Source organism: Streptomyces sp. NPDC030995 (genome assembly GCF_055571215.1).
Genome location: NZ_JBVIFS010000008.1, coordinates 225,273 through 240,620, shown reverse-complemented (window position 1 = coordinate 240,620; position 15,348 = coordinate 225,273). Strand labels below are relative to the sequence as shown.

General features: G+C 70.7%; 6 protein-coding genes. All 6 read right to left on the bottom strand.

The window, feature by feature from the left end; translation table 11 throughout:
* Nucleotides 1–76: 76 nt before the first annotated feature.
* A complete protein-coding gene (locus ACZ45T_RS15805; protein WP_468441473.1) occupies nt 77–1,792 on the bottom strand; it encodes an ABC transporter ATP-binding protein in 1,716 nt (571 codons plus the stop codon).
* Nucleotides 1,789–3,627 (bottom strand): ABC transporter ATP-binding protein, encoded by a 1,839-nt coding sequence (locus ACZ45T_RS15800; protein WP_468441471.1) that lies wholly within the window; start codon nt 3,625–3,627, stop codon nt 1,789–1,791. The genes ACZ45T_RS15805 and ACZ45T_RS15800 overlap by 4 nt, the downstream gene beginning before the upstream one ends.
* Nucleotides 3,628–3,722: 95 nt before the next feature.
* Complete coding sequence (locus ACZ45T_RS15795) at nt 3,723–4,775, bottom strand: Gfo/Idh/MocA family oxidoreductase (protein WP_468441469.1); 1,053 nt, start codon at nt 4,773–4,775, stop codon at nt 3,723–3,725.
* Nucleotides 4,772–8,776 (bottom strand): non-ribosomal peptide synthetase, encoded by a 4,005-nt coding sequence (locus ACZ45T_RS15790; RefSeq protein ID WP_468441467.1) that lies wholly within the window; start codon nt 8,774–8,776, stop codon nt 4,772–4,774. The genes ACZ45T_RS15795 and ACZ45T_RS15790 overlap by 4 nt, the downstream gene beginning before the upstream one ends.
* Nucleotides 8,773–13,392, bottom strand: coding sequence for a non-ribosomal peptide synthetase (locus ACZ45T_RS15785; RefSeq protein ID WP_468441465.1), 4,620 nt, complete (start codon nt 13,390–13,392; stop codon nt 8,773–8,775). Before ACZ45T_RS15785 ends, ACZ45T_RS15790 begins: the two co-directional genes overlap by 4 nt.
* 78 nt (nt 13,393–13,470) lie before the next feature.
* A complete protein-coding gene (locus tag ACZ45T_RS15780; RefSeq protein WP_468441463.1) occupies nt 13,471–15,288 on the bottom strand; it encodes a non-ribosomal peptide synthetase in 1,818 nt (605 codons plus the stop codon).
* Nucleotides 15,289–15,348: the final 60 nt, after the last annotated feature.

Here is a 15,348-nt window from a genome sequence, read left to right as displayed (position 1 = left end):
TAGGGTCGCGGCGCGTGGCGGCGGAACGCACCGCCACGCTGGTCCCGCGACAAAGGATCGACAAACATTTCGGCTCTTATTCCCTCGTTGCCGGTGCCATGGAGATGTTCCAGAATTCGGCGTAGCGGCCGCCGTGTTGGAGGAGTTCGTCGTGGGTGCCTTCTTCGACGATGTGGCCGTTGTCGAGGAAGACGACGCGGTCGGCGCGTTGGACGGTGCGCATGCGGTGGGCGACCATGACGACGGTGCGGCCGGCCATGAGGCGTTCGATGCCTTCGTGGACGGCGGCTTCGTTGACGGGGTCGAGTGCGGAGGTGACTTCGTCGAGGAGGACGATGGGGGCGTTCTTCAGGAGGGCTCGGGCGATGGAGACGCGTTGGCGTTCGCCGCCGGAGAGGAGTGCGCCGCCTTCGCCGACGTTGGCGTTCCATCCGTCGGGGAGTCGTTCGATGACTTCGTCGAGGCGGGCTGCGGTGGCGGCGGCGCGGACTTCGGTGTCGGTGGCGTCGGGGCGGCCGAGGCGGATGTTTTCCTCGATGGTGCCGTCGAAGAGGTAGACGTCCTGGAAGACGATGGCGATCTGTGCCATCAGGGTTTCGGTGTTGATGTTGCGTACGTCGACGCCGCCGATGCGGACTGCGCCGGCGTCGACGTCGTAGAAGCGGGCGAGGAGTTGGAGCAGGGTGCTCTTGCCGGCTCCGGAGGGTCCGACGACGGCCAGGCGCTGTCCTTGGGGGACGGTGAGGGAGGCGTTGTCGAAGACGGTGCGCTCTCCGTGGTGGAAGGTGACCGTTTCGAGTTCGAGGCTGCTGTCGGCGGGCTGGAGGGGGGTGGCGGGTTCGGGGAGGGGTGCGGTTTCCAGGACGATGCGGAGCTTGTCCAGGACGGAGCGGGCGGCGCGGAGTTTGCCGCCCATGTCCGCGAGGGACAGGAGGGGGTCGGCGCAGCGGGCGGCGAGGACGAGGATGGTGAGGGTTTCGGCGACGCCGATGTCGCCGTCGAGGGCGAGGTAGGCGCCCAGGGCGAGGAGGCCGGTGAACATGGCCTGGACGGTGAGGGTCAGGCCGACGGCTCCGGGCAGGGCGGAGAAGGTCAGGCGGCGTGAGGCGCGTTCGACGCCTTTGAGGGAGTCGTCGAGGAGGTTGAAGCGCTCCGCGGTGCGGCCGCCGGCCCGCAGGACGGGCTGGACCTGGAGGAATTCGATGACGCGGCCGGTTGCTTCTTCGTCTCGCTCGGAGCGTTCGGCGTCGGCGGCGATGGTGGTGCGTCCGGTGAAGGCCTGGATGGCGGCGACGACGGGGACGGCGATGAGTGCGGCCAGGCCCATCTGCCAGTTGAAGACGAGGATGACCACGACGATGGTCAGGGGGGTGACGGTGGCGGAGATGAACGGGCCCAGGATGTGGGCGATCACGCTCATGGCCTGCAGGACACCGCGGCTGGCCAGGACGGAGAGTTCGCCCAGGCGGCTGGCGCTGTACCAGCCGATGGGGAGTTTGGCGAGGTGGTCGCCGAGGCGGTGGTACATGCCGCGCAGGAGTTCGGTGCCGACGTGGAAGCCGGACATGTCGCTGATGTAGCGCAGGACCGCGTACAGGAGGAAGGCTGCGCCGAAGGCGGCGATCCACGGCCAGGCGTCATCGGGGGTGTCGCCGAAGAGTTCTTTCAGGACCGGGACCAGCAGGGCGTAGGAGAGTCCCTCGGCGATGGCGGTCATGGTCATCAGCGTCAGGGTGCGGCGCAGGGGTGTGGCGTACTTGGCTCCCAGGACGTGGAGCAGCATGCGGATCATCGGGTTTCGTCTCCTTGCCGTGCGCCACCGGGTACTTCGCTTTCCTGGCCGACCGCTGCGCGCTGGGAGTGCCAGAACGCGGCGAATGGGCCGTTCTGTGCGAGGAGTTGGGAGGGGCGGCCTTGTTCGGCGATCTGGCCGTCTTCCAGCATGACGACGTTGTCGGCGTCAGCGACGGTTTCGAGGCGGTGGGCGATGACCAGGACCGTGCGGTTGCCTTCGAGGGTGGCGAGTGCGCGGCGTACTGCCTGTTCGGTCTGGGGGTCTGCGAAGGCGGTGGCCTCGTCGAGGACCAGGATGGGGGTGTCGGCGAGCAGGGCGCGGGCGATCGCGATGCGTTGTGCTTCGCCGCCGGACAGGCCCGCGTCCTCGCCGATCACCGACTCGTAGCCGCGCGGCAGTTCAAGGATCCGGTCGTGGATGTTGGCCAGTTTCGCGGCGCGCACCACGTCGTCGAGGTTGGCGTGGGGGACGGCGAGGGCGATGTTGTCGGCGACCGTCGCGCGCAGGAGACGCACGTCCTGGAAGACGAAGGAGACCATGCGGTAAAGCTGACTGGAGCCGATCTCCCGCAAGTCGGCCCCGCCCAGGAGGATTTTTCCGCTGGTCGGGTCGAAGAAGCGGGGCAGCAACTGCACCAGGGTGGACTTGCCGCTTCCGGAGGGGCCCACGACCGCGGTAACGGTGCCCGGCTCGAGGACCAGGTCGATGCCGCGCAGGACCTCGCGGTCCTCCTCGTAGCCGAAGCGCACATCACGCAGTTCCACCCGGTGCCCCTGCGGCGCGACGGGCGTCGCCGGCTCCGGCAGGGACTGCACGTCGAGGACTTCGCGGATCCGTCCGACCGCCCGCTGCGCGGCCTGGATGTCGTCGAAACCATGGCCCAGGGCCGCCACGGGGGCGGTCAGCCCCAGACCCAGCAGCAGGAACGGCAGCAGATCAGCCGGCGTCAGACCGCCGTCCGTGACCCGCCACGCCCCGCCGATCAGCACGACCAGCAGCACGAACGGCGGCGACAGCGCCAGCTGCATCCGCGCCGCGATCGGCGAAATACCATGCACCCACGTCTGGAACGTGACCACGAAATCATCCGTGGACTTCAGGAACTTCCGGTGCGCCCGCCCCGACTGGCCGAACGCCTTGACCACCGCGATGCCCTGCACGAACTCGATCACCGAGGACGAGATCCGGCCCATGGCCGTATCGAACTCCTCCTGCTCCCGCGTCCGCGTCGGCGTCATCATGAACGGAACCTGCGCCATCGCCGCGACCACCGGCACCAACGCGATCAGCGTCAACCGCCAGTCAACAGTGAACAGATACACCAGCGAAGCCAGTGGAACCACGAACGCCGAAACGATCTCACCAGGCGTGTGAGCGATGAACGGATGGACCGCGCTGACGTCCTCCCCCACCACCTTCGCCAGCTCACCCGTCCGACGCTTGGAGAACCAGCCGATCGGAACCCGGCCCAACCGGTCCGCCAACTGCCGGCGGAACGCCAACTGGACCTTGCCGTCCATCACATGGCCGATCCCCGACGACGCCGCCGTGAACACCAGACGGACGAACATCCCGACCGCACCCACGGTCACGACAGCCCACACGTGATCACGATCAACCGGACCCGGCTTCAGCAGACTGCGCCCCAGCTCCACCACCGCCAGCAACGGCGCCAGACCCGCCAAGGCACCGATGACCTGAAAGATCACAACGGCCGCGAAACTCCAGACGAAGGGGCGGAGTAACCGCCCCATGCCCTGTCCCGCGGCGGAACCGGCGTCCGCCAAGGGCGTGGACCGCTCCCTCGCCTCAGCGGGATCGATCGCGCTCATAGCTCTCCCATCGATTTCCAAACGTGTTCCGATATCACCGTACCGCGCACCGGGCCGCTGTGCCACCACCAGGGCGGCGGTTGTCGGCCATCCCCCTACAAGCGTCCGAATACCGGTTGGCCTGCAAGATCGGCGGCTGTCAGCGGGTCTCCGGAATCCGGTTCGGCCACCTCGGGATAGCCCAGGGCCTCGGTCAGTTCCTTCCATGCGCGGGCGACGGTCAGGTGGCGCTGGCTGCCGTGCAACGGGTCCACGCCCGCGTCGACGCGCTCGCGCAGCTCGTCCAGGGCGGCCAACACCCCCTCTCCCCACACCTCGTGCATGGCGGTCCCCCAGGTCGGCGTCTCTGACGTACCCACGTACTCCCCGGTGACACCACCGCCGTCGATCTTCAGGACAGGGCTCCAGATCACCGGGCCGTGGGTGTTGGCCAGCATCAGGTTGCCCGCATCGGTACCGATGGTGATCCGGTGCAGGAACAGGCTCGAACTGTCGTCGCCCGCCTGCATCTGGTTCTCCACCCGCAGCGTCAGCGGCACGCCCGCGATCTGCCCGTCCACACTGACCAGCGGGCGACCGGCGTGGCCCGCGATCGGAGAGATCGACCAGGGCCGCAGTCCGTCGAAGATCCCGGCCAGGATGTCGAGCAGATCGAACGACACCTGCACCGCGCACATGGCGTCGATGAACACCGGCTTGCGCAGCTGGATCAGCCGGCGGGCGGCCGAGGTGAACCGCCGGACCGGTTCGAGGTGCGGATAGAAGGTGTTCACCTGGTACTGGGCCCCGGTCCGGCGCGCCACCCGCAAGCAGTCCGCCAGCTCGGTCGGGTGCAGGGGATGCTCCTGGAGCACGTGGATCCCGCGTTCGAGCAGGGCCTGGGCCAATTCGACGCCCCGCCCGCCGCCGACCGCGGTCGACACCACGACACAGGCCGCGTCGATGTCGTCGGGCAGCTGCTCGACCTTGTCGTACAGCGGAACGCCGTACTCCTCGGCGAGCGCGACGGACCGGGCGCTGCCCCGTGCCACGATCCCGGCGAGCTGGAAGCGGTCGGGCGCGGCATGGGCCAGGGCCGAGAGGTAAACCTGGCCGAAACGCGTGCCGCACACCACGACGCGCATCGGTCCCGACGCCGCGCGCGTCATCGGCGGTCCGTCCGCGACGTCGTGATCGCGTCCGCCGTCCGCGTCACGTGCGGTGCCTGGAGACAGCTGAGGTGATCGCCGGGAACCTCGGTCACCGTCAGGTCGCCCAGGCACACGTCGCGCCAGAAGTCGGCGGCGTCGTCCTGCGAACCGGGAGTGCCGTGCGCGGGCTCGACCGGGCGGAGGAAGGTGATGTCCCCCGCGTACGGCTGCGGCTCGTAGCGCGCCGCCGCCTCGGCGGTCCGCTCGAAGCCGGACACGATGGTCAGACTCCCCACGGTCACATCGGCCTCGCTCAGAGCCCTGGCCAGTTCCAGTGCGATCGGGCCGCCGAGGCAGTAGCCGACGATGTCCACGTCGTCGTATCCGGCGGCCTGCACCTCGCGTGCGTAGCCGGCGGCCAGTTCCTCGACGAGGTCCGGCGCGGAGAGGTCGAGGCCGCTTTCGCCGTCGGGTACGGCCAGCCCCAACAGGGTGGCCTCCGAGCCGAGTTCGGCGATCAGCGCCTGGTAGGGCGCCAGGGTCCCCGTTCCGTCGTGTACGAGCAGCCGCACCGGTCCCTGCCCCGATCCGGCCAGCGGGACCAGTGGCGACCGCCGGGCCGCCGCCGTCGTCGCCGCCGGGGCCTGCTCCGACGCGGCGGCGGACTGCAGCCGCTGGGCCAGGCCGGCGACCGTGGGCATGTCCAGCAGGGCGCGCAGCAGCACGTCGAAGGTGATCTCCGCGGCCTCGGGGATCCGCTCGCGCATCTGCCCGACGAACTGGGCCGCCAGCAGCGAATTGCCGCCGGCGTCGAAGAATCCCAGGTCTCGGCCGGGCAGTTCACCGCCGAGGACTTCTGCCCACAGCCGTGCGATCTCGAGTTCGGTACCCGGCCGCGGCGGCTCGGAGGGCCCGCCGCGCGGCGCGGTGGTCACCGGCGCCGACTCGAGCAGCCGCTTGCGGTCGACCTTTCCGTTGGGTGTCAGCGGCAGCGTCTCGACGATCCGCACCCGCGCCGGGACCATGTGCGACGGCAGCCGTTCGGCCACCCACCGCACCAGCTCCGCGCCTTCGACGGAACCGGGCTGCTGCCCCGGTATCACGAAGGCGATCAGCGCCCGCTCGAACGCGTCGCTGCCCGCGGCCAGCACCACGCAGGTGCCCACCATCGGGTGTTCGCCCAGCACCGCCTCGATCTCGCCGAGTTCGATCCGGTGTCCGCGAATCTTGATCTGCTGATCCGCGCGGCCGGAGAACTCGATCTCGCCGTTCGGCAGGTAGCGGCCGAGGTCGCCGGTGCGGTAGAGCTGCTCCGCCGTCTCCGGGTGGCGGATGAACCGCTCCGCCGTCCGCTCGGGGTCGTTCAGGTAGCCCGTCGCCAGGCCGGTGCCCGCGATGTACAGCTCACCGACGACCAGCTCGGGCCGGTCGCGCAGGGCGGCGTCGAGCACGTGGAACCGCTGGTTCGCCAGCGGAGCTCCGTACGGAATGCTGCGCCAGTGCGGCTCGACCGTCTCGATGCGGTGGTAGATCGACCAGATCGCCGCCTCCGTCGCCCCGCCCAGGCTGATCAGCTCGGTCCGGGGCACGTGCCGTCCGGCGTGAGCGGGCAGCGACAGCGGAATCCAGTCGCCCGACAGCAGCGCCAGCCGCAGGCAGCCGAGGTCGGCGGGCTCGACGTCCAGGTAGTGCATCAGCATCTGGAGCTGCGCGGGGACCGAGTTCCACAGCGTCACGCCGTGCTCGGCCACCATGGCGGCCCAGTGCGAGGGGTCGCCTCGGCGGGCCGGGTCCGGCAGCACCAGGGTGGCACCGACCGCCGTCGGGCCGAACAGGTCGTAGACCGACAGGTCGAAGCTGAGCGCGGCCAGGCCCAGGACCCGGTCGCGGTCGCCGACGCCGAAGCGCGTGTTGATGTCGTGCACCGTGTTGGCGGCGGCATGGTGGGTGATCATCACCCCCTTGGGCACGCCGGTCGAACCCGAGGTGTGCATGACGTAGGCGAGGTCCCCGGGTGTCACCGCGGGGCCGTCGGGGATCTCGGCCACCGGGACCGGCTGCACGCCGGCCACCTCGACCGCCTGGACACCGGGCGGTGACGTGGCGGTCGCGGCGTCGGCGACGACCGCGAACCGGGCGCCGCTGTCGGTGAGGATCCGGTCCCGCCGGATCTGGGGCTGGCCGAGGTCGACCGGTACGTACACGCCGCCCGCGAGGAGCACGCCGAGCACGCCGACGGCCTGGTCCCGGCTCTTGTCGATCAGGACGCCGACGAAGTCGCCGGGACGGCACCCGGCGGCCCGCAGCTGCTCGGCCACCCTGGCGGCGCGGCCCAGCCACTGCCCGTAGGTCAGCGACCCGGCCGGGTCGACCACCGCGACCCGGTCCGGGTTCGCTCGCGCGTAGGCCACGAGCGGGTCGTGCAGCAGGCCGTCCGGCTCCGGCGCCTCGGTCGCGTTCACCGCGGCCCGCAGGCCGAGCTGCCGGTTCGGCAACGGCTGCGGATCCACCGCCGCCCACGGCGCGTCGCGCTCGGCCAGCCGGTGCAGGAGCCCCTCGAACGCGGCGAACATCTCGTCCACCAGCCCGTCGGGGAAGACCCCTTCCCGCACGTCCCAGTTGATGTCCAGGCCGCCGTACTGGTCGCCCACCTGGCAGTCGATCCACACCTGCGGTGTCTGGCTGATCCCGTACACCGGGCGGGCCTTGCGGCCCGCCGCGGACACCGCGCCGCCCCCGACCCCGATGCTGCCGGTGAACACCACCGGCAGCGCCGCCGCCTCACGCCCACGGCGTCGGGTGAGCTCGCGCAGCACCTCCACGCCGCTGTACAGCCGGTGGTCGAGGTCGTCGAAGATCCGCTCGCCCAGTACGCGGGCCCGCTCGGCGAAGCTCGTCCGGCCGTCGGATTCGACGGTGAGCAGGCTCAGCGAGGTGAAGTCGCCGAGCAGCCGGTCCACGTGCGGATGCAGCGGCATCCGGTTGAGCACGGGCAGCCCGAGGCAGAAGCGCTCGGCGCTGCTCCAGCGGCCGATCGTCTGCGCGTACGCCGCCAGCACCGCGTTGGCCGGGGTGATGCCGTGCTCGGCGGCGCGCGCCTTCAGCGCCTGCCACACGCGGTTGTCCAGCGTCGCCGTGAGACGGCGGAAGAGCGGCGGCGTCGTCGCCGGATCGTGGTCGTCGCGCAGCGGCAGCGCCGGCGCGCCGGGCAGCTCGTCGATGCGGTTCCACCAGTAGGCGCGGTCGCGCTCGTACTGGGCGCTGTCGCGCAGTCGGCGCTCGGCGAGCACGTAGTCCCGGAAGGTGGCGTCCACCGGGTCCAGTGCGCAGTCCGGCTGCTGGTAGCGGCGGTCCAGCTCGGTCAGCACCTGCTGCAGGCTGAGCCAGTCCAGGGCCATGAAGTCCACCGACACGTGCAGCACGCTGCGATCGGTGGCCAGGGTCAGGCGCAGCTCGTGCATGGGGCGCTCGCCCGCGGGGTGCACCTTGTGGGACAGCTCGTCGCGCACCTGGTCGATCGCCTTCTCGACCGTGTCGCCGGGCGCTCCGCGAAGGTCGGCGGCCTCGATGCGGGTGTCGTCCAGCACGGGCAGGACGCGCTGGGTGCCGTCCTCGCAGATGACCGTCCGCAGGGTGTCGTGGCGCTGCACCAGGCCGTCCCACGCCCGCTGCAGGCGGTCGTGGTCCAGATCCGCCGGGTACTCGAACTCCAGGTAGATGTGGCAGGAGACGCCACCGTAGTCGAAGGCCGAGTTGCGGCCGAACAGGTAGGCCGACTGGATGTCGGTGAGCGGGAAGGGCTGTTCACGCTCCTCCGGGTGGGCCTGCCACACCGGCTCGTCGGTGCGCGCGGTGGTATCGGCCATGACGGCCAGCAGCTCCGCCTTGCAGGCGCGCAGGTCGGCCAGACGCTGGTCGGTCATCACGCCGCGGGGAGCGCGGAACCGCAGCTGCTGCCCCTCGCGCCACAGACGGATGCCGGCGCTCTGAAACTCTTCGAGCAGTTCGTTGGCGTTCACACCGCACCCTCTTCGCAATCGTCGCCGTTGTCCCAGCCGTCGGCCGGCCCCACGCCGGCGGCGCACACGAGCTCGTCGATCAGCACGCCCAGCCCCGCGACGGTCGGTGTACGCATGACCTCGCGCATGGGAAGTTCGATGGCCCATGCCCCTCGGACCTCGGCGACGAAGCGCGTCGCGAGCAGGCTGTCACCGCCGAGGCGGAAGAAGTTCTCGTCGCGGCCCACCGAATCCAGGCCGAGCAGCTTCGTCCACCGTTCGGCGACGAACACCTCGGTGGCGCCCTGCGGTGGCTCGCCCACGTCACGGGGCCGGTCGACGGACTGTTCGAGAACGATCTGGATCTGTCGCCGGTCGACCTTGCCGTTGCTGCTCAGCGGCAGCGCGGGCAGCACGGCGAGGTGGGCGGGAACCATGTGTTCCGGCAGTCGCTCCGCCGTCCACCGGCGCAGCTGCTCCCCGTCGACCCCTCGGGCCGTCGCGGGCCGGTCCGCGGCCAGCAGGACTTCGCCGGTGCCCGCGGTGCGCACGACCCGGACCTCGCCCAGTCCGGCCTCGACGCAGGCCCGTGTCCAGCGCTCGCGGTCGTACAGCCAGGCGGAGCCCGGCCGGCCCTCGTCGAACCTCCCCGCGCGCGCCTCCAGCGGCAGGGCGGTCACCAGCGCGAGTGGCGTCGGGTGTTCGCGTTCGAGCAGGTAGAGGCGTCCACCCGGCGCGAGCAGCAGGGCCATGGTGGCCACGGCCACCTCGGGGTCCGGCATCCGGTGCAGGACGTTGTTCGCCACGACGGCGTCGAAGGCGTGGACGTTCCCCGCGCCGATCGCGGCAGGGCCCTGAAGCGCGGTGTGCGTGCGGTGGCCCTGCTCCTGCAGCAGCGTCTCGGCCTTGGCCAGCGCCGGCAGCGAGGAACCGAGCAGGGTGTACTCGACCGTGTCCGGGGCGAGTTCGGCGAGCAGCCTCGCCGTGCCGCGGCCACTGATCACGTCCCACTCCGCGACGGCCGGCGGCGCGGCGTCGCCGGCCGCGGTACGTGCCCGCAGCTCGTGCGCGACGGCTCCGAGGCATTCGGCCGTGCCGGGCATCAGATCGGCCAGGGCCTCGGGGGCCAGTACCGGATCGTCCAGGAGTGCGGTGGCGTCGGCATCGCCGGAGATGACGGCCGTGAAGAGCGGCCCGGCCCATTCCAGGGCGGTCGCGACGGCTTCGAGACACGTCCCCTGGGTGGCAGCGCGAGCCTGCTTGATCCAGGTCGGGTCCGTGACGTCACCCCATCGGGGGCCGTGCTCGTACGCCGTCTCGGCGCTGCCTGCCAGCACGGAGCGCCGTGCGAGGTACTCCAGCCAGATGTCCACCACGGGACGCTGTTCGGCGCAGATGGACGCGTACCGCACCGCGCCGCCGTCGGGCGCGATCAGCGGTGCGACGACGCCGGCCAGCAGCACTTCCACCAGCCGGTGCTCGTGCAGGTGCGGATCGGACTCCGTCGCGGCATCGGACGCGGGCGGCAGGAACGCGTTCGAGGGGTGCCCGGCACCGTCCGCCCGGTCCGCGGGCTCCTGGACCCGGTCCGGCGCCGAGGAGCGTTCGACCACGGCGGCGACCAGTTCCCGGCGCCCCTCGGTGAACGGAACGACCACGGCCTGCGCCACCGCGGGATGCGCCTGCAGGCAGGCTTCGATCTCCCCCAGCTCGACGCGGAAGCCGTTGATCTTCACCTGGTGATCGAGGCGCCCCAGGAATTCCAGATTGGCGTCGGGCCAGTAGCGGCCGAGGTCGCCGGTGCGGTACCAGCGCTCGCCGTCCTGCCGGGGGAAACGCGTCGCGGTCAGCTCGGGATCGCCCCGGTAGCCGAGGGCGACGCCGGTACCGCCGATCCAGAGCTCACCGGGCACCCAGTCGGGGCAGTCCCGGCCACGGCCGTCCACCACGCGGAACTTCTGGTTCCGCAGGGGCTTTCCGTACGGGATCGAGCGCCAGCCGTCCGGCACCTCGGTGACCTCGTACGCGTTCGACCAGATGGCGGCCTCGGTGGCGCCGCCGAGTGCGATCAAACGACATCGGCCACCGGACGAGCGGGCCAGCCGGTCGGGCAGGTCGAGCCCGATCCAGTCGCCGGACAGCAGGGCCAGGCGCATCGTGGCGGGGAGCGCGGACTCGTCGGCCGCGGTCAGCACCATGTCGAGCAGGGCCGGGACGGTGTTCCAGACGGTCACCTCGTGCCGCCGGCACAGGGCCAGCCACTCGGCGGCGTCGCGCCGGCCGGACTCCGACACCAGGACGGCAGCGCCGCCCACCGCGAGGAATCCGAAGATGTCCCACACGGAGAGGTCGAAGTCCAGCGCGGAGACCGCCAGCACCCGGTCGTCGGCCCCGACGTCGAACCGCTCGTTGATGTCCTCGACGGTGTTGACCGCGGCGCGATGGCTGACCTCGACCCCCTTGGGGAGGCCCGTCGAACCCGAGGTGAAGATCACGTAGGCGGTGTCGTCGGGGGCGGCGGCCACCGGTGCGCTCAGGGGTGTCGCGAGCATCGCCGCGTCGATCGGCAGCACCTCGATGCCGGCACCGGTCGACCCCGGGGTCCCGCGGCCGTCGAGGACCACCTGGACGCCGCTGAGTTCGAGGATGCGGGCGCGTCGCTCGTCGGGCTGGTCCACGCCGATCGGCACGTACGCGGCGCCCGCGGCGAGGACGCCGAGCACGGCCGCGATCTGCTCGGCGCTCTTCGGGGCGGTCACGGCGACGTACGAGCCGCGGCCGACACCGCGCTGCGCCAGTGCGCCGGCGACGGCGAGGGCGCGCCGCGCCAGCTCGTCGTGAGCCATCGCCTCCTGCTCGCCCCACAGCAGGGCGGGCCGGCCGGCCCGCTCCGCGGCGCGCTCGAAGAACGCCGTGTGCAGGAGGTTCTCGGTCACCGTGCGGGTTGCCGAGTTGACCGCCACCCGCTCCTGTTGCTGCGCGGCGGGCAGCGGCATCTGCGGCAGCGGGGTGTCCCACTCGCCGGCCAGCAGGCCGCGGACCAGGGCCTCGTAGGCCGACATCATCGCGTCCAGCACACCGTCGGGGAAGAGCTCCTCGACGGCGTCCCACACCAGCAGCACGCCGGCGTCGCGGGTGCGGTAGACCTGGTGGTCGAGCCAGATCTGCGGGGTCTGGGAGATCATCCACGTCGCCTCGCCGAAGCGGGCCGCGAACTCGTCGGGAACCAGCGGAGCCGACAGGTCGCACGCGAAGACGACGGGCGCCGTGCGAGGCGCGTCCAGGTCGGCGCGGTTGAAGTCGCGCAAAACGTCGACGCCGGAGTAGGCGGAGTTGCCGATGCCCTCGTGCATCTGCTTCTGCATCGCGCGAGCGCAGTCGGCGAAGCTTGCGCCGGCCAGATCGACCTCGACCAGCACCAGCCCCGTGAAGTCGGCCACGATGCGGTTGATCTGCGGGTGGGCGTCGAGGTCGCGGTCGAACAGCGGCAGATTGAGCAGGAAGTGCTCGTCCCCGCTCCACCGGCCCAGCACCATGGCGAACGCCGTGGCCAGCACCACCGAGGGCGTCAGACCCGCCTCGCCCGCCCGCCGCTCCATGGTGTGCCACTCGTCCGCCGTGAGCCCGCAGGAGCGGCGGACGAACTTCGGTACGACGACCGCTTCGGGGTCGATCGCCAGCGGCAGCTTCGGCCCGCCCGGCAGCGACGGCAGCCTCTCCTGCCAGTACGCGCGGGCCCGTTCGCGTTCGGGACCGCGCAGCGCGTCCTGGTCTTCGATGTACCGGCCGAACGTGTAGGTGATGTCGTCGAGGGCGCCGGGGTTGTCGTACAGGGCGGCCAGGTCGGAGAGCAGCACGCGAATGCTGGCCAGGTCGGAGGCCAGGAGATCGACATTGAAGTGGAGCCGGTCCACCGCACCCGGGAGCCGGGTCACCTGGACGTCGATGACCTCTCCGCGATCGACGTTCAGGCGTCGGTGCGAGAGCCGGTCACGCAGGGCCAGGGCCGCTGCCGCCGCCTCGTCGCCCGCGAGGTGGCGGACGTCGTGGACGGTCACGCCCGGCCACGACGATTCCGGCATGATGTGCTGGGTGGCGTCGTCGGCGAACGACACGCGCAGCATCGGATGCCGCACGATCAGGGCGCGGACGGCCGCCTCCAGACGCTGCGGTTCCACCTGCTCCGCATCGAATTCCAGGTAGGCGTGACAGCTGACGCCGCCGAGCGGCTGGTCGTCGGCACGGCCGATCAGATAGGCCTGCTGGACGGGCGTGAGCGGGAAGGGCCGGTCCGCCCGGTCATCGTGCTCCGCCTCGGGACTCCGGGGCTGCGGTATCGGCTCGGCCTCGGCGACTGCGCCGGCGCCGGGAGCGAGCAGGTCGAACCATGCCGTCAGCCGCGGGTCGTCGGATAACTGCGCGAACTTGATCTCGGAACCGGCACGGCTGAGTCGATTCGCCAGTCGCATCATCTCGAGCGACTGCAAGCCGAGCTCGAAGAGGTTGCTGTCGTCGTCCGCCGTGGTCAACTCGATGCCCAGCAGGTCGGACACCACACGGCGCAGGGCGTCCGGGTCCATCCCGGCATTCGTGGCGACGGGACTCCCCGCGCCGCGGTCAACATTCTCCGATGACATTTCCAAGCTCCCTTGCACGCTATCGAATCCGCAGCGTCGTCTTCCAAGCCATTGGTCAGGCGGTCAGCCCTTGACGCGTCAGGCCTGCTTGACCTGCTCCATGATCTGCGCCAGATCGGCCAGGCTCTGGGCCTCGAACATCGATCGCATCGGCACGGCCACGCCGAGCTCCTTGCGGATGCGGCTGACCAGTTGCGCGGCGAGCACCGAGTGGCCGCCCAGATCGAAGAAGTTGTCCTGTGGAGTCGCTTCGCTGATCTTCAGCGTCTCCTTCACCATGCCGCACAGGATCTGCTCGTAGGATTTCGCGTCGCCATCGCCGCCATCGCCGCCATTGCCGCCGGCGTTGCCCGCGTCCGGCACGGCGGCCGTCGATGCGTCGCGGGTGTCGACCGCGGTCTGCGAGGCCCGCTCGATGAGCGCCTTGCGGTCGACCTTTCCGTTCAGCAGCGTCGGGAACCGCTCGAGCAGGACGATGCTCGAGGGGACCATGTGCTCGGGGAGCGCGAGGCGCGCGTACTCGCGCAGTTCCGCCTCGGAGACGGCGTGCCGCGCCGAGGTCTTGACGTAGGTGACGATGTGCTCGGTGGAGACGTCGTCACCGCCCACCGCCGCGACCACGATCTCCACTGCCGGGTGGGTCTCCAGGCGCGTTTCGATCTCTCCGAGCTCGATGCGGAAGCCTCGGACCTTCACCTGGTTGTCGATCCGGCCGGTGAAGTAGAGCGCGCCGTCGGCCTCGTGCCTGCCCCGGTCGCCCGAGCGGTACATCCGGCTGCCGGGCGGGCCGAAGGGATCGGCGACGAACCGGCTCGCGGTCAGGCCCGGACGGTTCAGGTAGCCGCGGGCCACTCCGCTTCCCGCCAGGAACAGTTCGCCCTCCCGGCCGTCGCGCAAGTCCTGCAGGTTCTCGTCGAGGACGTACACCGCACCGCCGTCCCACGGCGTCCCGATGGTCACCTCCTCCTGGACTCCCTCGATCGGTCCGCCGATCGACGCGCCGACGGTCACCTCGGTCGGGCCGTAGGCGTTGAAGAGACTCCTGCCCTTGGACCACTCCTCGGCCAAGGACCCCGTACAGACATCGCCGGTGGAGGTGATCGTGCCGCCGAGCAGCAGGCCCTCGCTCTCGGTGATGCCCAGGGCCACCGGCGGCAGGACCGCGTGGTTGACGTCGTACTTCAGCAGGGTGTCGCGCAGCGACTCGCCCGGCAGCAGGGCGTGTTGCTCGGCCATCACGAGTGTCGCGCCGTGCAGTAGCGCCAGGGTGAAGTCCCAGAACCAGGCGTCGAAACTGAAGGAGGCCCATTGCAGTACGCGGTCGCCGGGGCCGACCCCGTAGAGCTTCGCCTGGGTCGAGACCAGATCTGCCACGCCGGCGTGGCTGACCGCGACTCCCTTGGGGACACCGGTCGAACCGGAGGTGTAGATCACATACATCAGGTGGGTCGGAGTGAGCGGCGCCAGGCGCTCGTCGGCGGCGATGTTGTCGCCGCGCTCCTGCGCGTACGAGGCCTCGAAGGACGGGTCGTCGAGCACCAGCTCCGGCACGTCCAGGTGCGGTGAGTCGACGCCTTCCGTCCGCAGCAACAGGATGGGCTGCGCGTCCACGACCATGTGCGCGAGCCGCTCGGTCGGATAGCTCGGGTCCAGCGGCAGGTACGCGCCACCCGCCTTCAGTACGGCGAGCACCGCGACGATCAGCCGGGACGACCGCGGCACCGCGACCGCGACCAGCGAGTCCGGGCCGACGCCGGCCGCGATCAGCCGTCTGGCGAGGCGGTTCGCGCTCGCGTTCAGCTCCGAATAGTCAACGACGGTCTCTCCGAAGATGACCGACGGGGCATCACCCGACGTGGCAACCACGGACTCGAATACGTCCGAAACAGTGTTCAACTCCGCTCCGCCTCCGACACAGAGTTCCAGCATGGATAATGCGAATATTGTTCGCGGGCA

Excerpts from the sequence above, each read along its gene's own strand:
- ACZ45T_RS15785 (WP_468441465.1), bottom strand. The coding sequence starts at position 13,392 with ATGTCATCGGAGAATGTTGACCGCGGCGCGGGGAGTCCCGTCGCCACG.
- ACZ45T_RS15800 (WP_468441471.1), bottom strand. The coding sequence starts at position 3,627 with ATGAGCGCGATCGATCCCGCTGAGGCGAGGGAGCGGTCCACGCCCTTG.
- ACZ45T_RS15795 (WP_468441469.1), bottom strand. The coding sequence starts at position 4,775 with ATGACGCGCGCGGCGTCGGGACCGATGCGCGTCGTGGTGTGCGGCACG.
- ACZ45T_RS15805 (WP_468441473.1), bottom strand. The coding sequence starts at position 1,792 with ATGATCCGCATGCTGCTCCACGTCCTGGGAGCCAAGTACGCCACACCC.